Source organism: Blastomonas sp., assembly GCF_041747255.1.
In the GTDB taxonomy this organism is placed as follows: domain Bacteria; phylum Pseudomonadota; class Alphaproteobacteria; order Sphingomonadales; family Sphingomonadaceae; genus Blastomonas.
On record NZ_JBGTFM010000198.1, the window covers coordinates 1 to 4,858 of the forward strand.

At 64.5% G+C, this 4,858-nt stretch carries 5 protein-coding genes; all 5 read left to right on the forward strand.

All coding sequences use genetic code 11. From position 1 onward, the window contains the following. Positions 1-577 (forward strand): EF-hand domain-containing protein (locus tag ACEW8G_RS07085; protein WP_373487733.1); only part of this gene is annotated, 577 nt, incomplete at its 5' end. A gap of 117 nt (positions 578-694) precedes the next feature. Further along, positions 695-1,429, forward strand: a complete 735-nt coding sequence (locus ACEW8G_RS07090) for a response regulator (protein ID WP_373487734.1) — start codon at positions 695-697, stop codon at positions 1,427-1,429. Beyond that, positions 1,426-2,835: an ATP-binding protein gene (locus tag ACEW8G_RS07095; RefSeq protein ID WP_373487735.1), complete on the forward strand. Its 1,410-nt coding sequence runs from the start codon at positions 1,426-1,428 to the stop codon at positions 2,833-2,835. The genes ACEW8G_RS07090 and ACEW8G_RS07095 overlap by 4 nt, the downstream gene beginning before the upstream one ends. A 118-nt stretch (positions 2,836-2,953) precedes the next feature. Continuing rightward, entirely contained in the window at positions 2,954-3,325 is a 372-nt protein-coding gene (locus ACEW8G_RS07100; RefSeq protein ID WP_373487736.1) for a BlaI/MecI/CopY family transcriptional regulator, read from the forward strand. Further along, the coding region (locus ACEW8G_RS07105; protein WP_373487737.1) for a M56 family metallopeptidase at positions 3,322-4,858 on the forward strand (1,537 nt) is incomplete at its 3' end. The genes ACEW8G_RS07100 and ACEW8G_RS07105, both read left to right, overlap by 4 nt.

A 4,858-nucleotide genomic window follows, 5' to 3' on the forward strand; every position in this document is an offset into this window, starting at 1 on the left:
GCTGACTGCTGGCACCGCCATGGCCCAGCCCGCGCCCGGCATGGCACGTGGCATGGCCGCGATTGATACCAATGGTGATGGCATCATCACCGAAGACGAGGTCCGCGCCCACGCCCGCGCGCGCTTTGCCAAGATGGATGCCAATGGCGACGGCAAGCTCGACAAGGCCGACCGTGAAGCACGGCAGGCCGCGAATTTCGCCAAAATGGATACGGACGGCAGCGGTGAAGTGAGCCAGGCAGAAATGCAGGCTGCACGCGAAGCGCGTCAAGCCAAACGCGCCGAGCGGCTGGCCAAATGGGGCCAGCAGGCCAACGTTGGTGAAGCGGGTGCCAAGCGTGGCAAATGGGGCGGCAAGCGTGGCGGCGGCATGCGGATGATGCGCATGGCCATGATGCGTGCTGACACCAACAAAGACGGTGCGATCAGCCTCGCTGAATTCGAGGCAGCCGCGGTCGAGCGCTTCAGGCGCATCGACACCAACGGCGATGGCCAGGTGACCCAGGCCGAGCGTGAAGCCGCCCGCGAGACGATGAAGCAGCGCTGGCAGGAACGTCGCGGCGGAAACGCTGGCTGATCCTGACTGAACGGCAACCCGCCAATCGACCGGCCCGGCATGCGCTTACACCCTGGCGTATGACGGGCCGGTTGCCTTTGTTTGAGCGAACCGGCACAGCCATCTGACTGATGACCCATGACTGACTCCGCCCATATCCTGCTCGTCGATGACGAACCCTCGCTGCGCGAGCCGCTGGCCGAATATCTTGTCGGCCAGGGCTTTGCCGTGACCGAGGCGGGCGATGCGGCCAAGGCGCGCAGCCTGATGCGCGACCAACGGTTTTCGATCATCCTGCTCGATATCATGATGCCCGGTGAGGATGGCCTGAGCCTGTGTCGCCATGTCGCAGCGCAGGGTGACACCCCGGTCATCCTGATCACCGCCAAGGGCGAGGCGATGGACCGAATCATCGGGCTGGAAATCGGTGCGGATGACTATGTCGTCAAACCGTTCAACCCGCGTGAGCTGGTCGCGCGCATCAAGACCGTGCTGCGCCGTTCGTCGCGCGCGCCAAACGAGGTCGATGACAACATTCAGGGCTATGCCTTTGATGGCTGGACGCTGGACATCGTCAAGCGGCGGCTGACCGATCCCGATGGCGCGCTCGTCCCCATTTCCACCGCCGAGTTCAAGCTGCTGCAGGTGTTTGCCGAACATGCCGGGCATGTGCTCAACCGCGACCAGCTGCTCGATCTTGCGCATGGCCGCGAGGCACATCTGTTCGACCGCGCCATCGACAACCAGATCAGCCGCCTGCGCAAAAAGGTCGAAGTTGACAACCGCAGCCCCAAGTTGCTCAAGACCGTGTGGGGCGGTGGTTACACGCTAGCCGCCAAGGTGCGGCGGCTTGATGGGCCGGATACCCAATGAAGACTGGCAGGCAATGGCTGTGGCCATCCAGCCTGTCGGGGCGGCTGATTGCGACCATCGCGCTGGCGTTGCTGATCGGCCAGTTGATCAACGCCGTGCTGCTCGTGCGCATCCAGCATGCCCAGGCGCAGGACCGGGTGGCGGCAGAGGCCGCGCTTCGGATCATCGCGGCAACCGAACGGCTTGAGGAGGGGCGCCCCTTGCGTGCTCGTTCATTCGACCGGATGAGGCGTTCGCCCGGCGTTCGCCTGCGCCGCACCGATCTGCTGCCCGCCAATCCGGTGACCGCCGCGATGGAACAGCTGCCTGCGGTAGCGGAGCGTTTGGAATCTATCCTGCCCAGCTATGGTGTGGAGTATCGGCAGCTCGTCGCCGGGATGACCGATGCCCCGCCGCGCCCGCGCCGTCTGGCGAGGATGGCGGCTGACATCGGCGGGCGCGATGCCAGACAGGTCAGGGGCCTCGCGATCGTTGCGGTGCAGCGTCCCGATGGCCAGTGGCTCACGGTGCGCGTGCCCGTGCCTGAAAACTCCAGCCGCATTGGAGCCACCATCATCGCGCAGACGGTGCTGCTTTATCTGGTGATGATGATCCCGCTGGTGTGGCTCACCCGGCGCATTGCGCGATCAATGGGTGCGCTGCGCGAGGGCGTCGCGCGGTTCGAGGCGACGCAGGAACCGCAGCCGATCACGCCCAGCGGGCCCAGCGATCTGGCTGACCTGACCCGGTCATTCAACGCGATGAGCGCGCGGATCGCGACGATGCTGAACGAAAAGGATGTGATGCTTGGCGCAATCGGCCACGATCTCAAGACGCCGCTCGCGGCTTTGCGGGTGCGGGTGGAATCGGTGCCTGACGAGCGCCAGCGCGCGCGCATGGCCGACAGCATCGACGACATTACCCACACCCTCGACGACATCCTGTCGCTCGCCCGCATCGGCCGCACCGGCGAGCCGCTTGAGCCGGTCAATCTGGGCGCGCTGGTCGAGATGATCGCCGAGGAGTTTGTCGATCTTGGCCATGAGGTGACCGTCGCCGATGCGCCGCGCCTTGTTATCCCGTTGCAGCTGACGTGGATTCGCCGCGCACTGCGCAATGTCATCGGTAACGCCGTCCGCTACGGCGCGCGGGCGCGGGTGAGCATCGCGCGGGGTGCCGACAGCGTCAGCATTGTTGTTGAAGATGACGGACCCGGCATCGCCGCTGGCGATATCGAACGCATGTTCGAACCGTTTACCCGGCTTGAGCCATCGCGCAACATGGCGACCGGCGGCACCGGGCTGGGCCTGACGCTGGCCCGCGCCGCACTGCGCCAGCATGGCGGTTCGCTGACATTGGCCAATCGCCAGAACGGTGACGGGACGATGGCTGGGCTGACCGCGACGCTCACGCTGCCGGTGGGCTGATGGTTTTTCCCTCCCGCTTGCGGGAGGGGATCAACAGTGCGCCCCTCTTTCCTGTTTACACGCGTAGTCGAATCGATTACAGGCGTGGTCAGTAAATCTTTGAGAGACAGGCTGCGCCATGGGACCCGAACGTATCAGCGATGCAGAGCACGCCGTGATGGAGGTGCTGTGGCAGCAATCGCCGCTGACCGCCGCCGATGTCGCGGCGCAGCTTGATGGCGCGCGCGACTGGTCGCTGCAGACCATCAAGACCCTGCTGTCGCGGCTCACCAACAAGGGTGCGGTGGCTTATGATCAGGATGGCCGCCGTTATCTCTATCGCCCCATTCTGGCGCGCGAGGATTATGTCGACGATGAATCGCAGCGGTTGGTCGATCGGTTGTTTGGCGGACGCGCCGCGCCGCTTATCGCGCATCTGGCCGAACGGCAGGCATTCAGCGCGGAGGATCTCGCGGAAATCGAGCGGCTGATCGAGGAGTTGAAGTCATGATCGGGGAATGGCTTTCAGGATTTGCGCATGGCGTTGCGGGCGAGTGGCTCGTCGACACCCTGGTTGCAACGTCGGTGCTGATGCTCGTCGTGCTGGTGCTGCGGCGCCCGGTGGCGCGGTATTTCGGCGCAGAGATCGCCTATCTGCTGTGGGCCGTGCCGCTTGCGCGGTTGTTCATGCCGCCGTTGACCCAAACTGTCGAAATGCCGGCGAGCGCGCCTGCTGCTGACACCGCTGCCACGACGAACGCGTGGGGTCGTTTGGCTGTACCCTCGGACGCTGTGCCAGAACCAGGCTTTGCTCAAGCACTCATGGTCGATACCGACTGGTTCGCGCTGATCGTCACCATCTGGCTGTGCGGTGCGGCGATTTTTCTGATCACGCAATTGGGCGCCTACTTGCAAAACCGCCGCGAACTGCTTGACGACGCCGTGCCGGTCGCGCGGATCGGTAATATCCGGGTGATCGAAATCGCAGGAATTTCTGGTCCGTTCGCCTTTGGTCTATGGCGCCAATATATTGCGCTGCCAATGGATTTCCAGCGTCAGTATGACCCCATCGAGCGCGATCTGGCGCTGGCGCATGAGCGCGCCCACCACCGCGCGGGTGACTTGTGGGCGAACTTCGCCGCATTGGCGATGCTGTCACTGCACTGGTTCAACCCGGTGGCGTGGATGGCGTGGCGCGCGTTCCGCTTCGACCAGGAGGCGGCGTGCGATGCCCGGGTGCTGCGCCAGCGCAGCGCGCATGAACGCACCGCCTATGCCCGCGCCATCACCAAATCGGCGACGGGCCATACCTTGGCCTTTGCCAGCCCATTGAACCCCAAGGACAAGATCGTGGAGCGACTGAAGATCATGAAGCAGAAGGACACATCCGCGCGCCGCAAATGGTTGGGCGGCGCGATGATCAGCACCGGCCTGGTCACGGCAATGGCGATGACTGCGACGGTCAGCTATGCGGTGCAGCCGGTGCTGTCGCCTGAGATTCCCGAAGCGCCACCTGCGCCTGAAGCCCCACTTGTGCCTGAAGCGCCGGATGCACCAGAAGCGCCAGACAGCCCGGTGGTGGATGGCGATGTTGAGGTCTACAAGCTCAAGCGCGGCGAGGGCAAAACCCGCGTTCTGGTGATCGATCGCGCTTCTGATTGGGCGGATGCGGAGAGCACCGATGCGCAAACGCTTCGAGTGCCGCGGCGGTTCGTCATGCGCACCGGATCACCGGGGGACCAGACCATCGAGCTTGGTGAGAACCACGCGCTGCGCATCGAGACCCAGGACTGCAAGGGCAAGGCCAAGTCGGATGCGTTCATGACGCACACCGAGACGAAGGATGGGGCCGTCACCCGCACCAAGGTCGTCACCTGCGGCCAGATTATGCCTGATGAGGCCGAGATCGCGGCGCACTTGTCAAAGGGTATGGAAGAAGCACGCAAGGGCATGGCGCTCGCCAGGGTTGAATTGCGCCGTGCACCGGGGCTGGGCCCACGCGAACGCGCCGAAGCGCTGCGCGAGCTGGACGAGGGCCTGCGCG

Excerpts from the sequence above, each read along its gene's own strand:
- ACEW8G_RS07095 (WP_373487735.1), top strand. The coding sequence starts at position 1,426 with ATGAAGACTGGCAGGCAATGGCTGTGGCCATCCAGCCTGTCGGGGCGG.
- ACEW8G_RS07100 (WP_373487736.1), top strand. The coding sequence starts at position 2,954 with ATGGGACCCGAACGTATCAGCGATGCAGAGCACGCCGTGATGGAGGTG.
- ACEW8G_RS07090 (WP_373487734.1), top strand. The coding sequence starts at position 695 with ATGACTGACTCCGCCCATATCCTGCTCGTCGATGACGAACCCTCGCTG.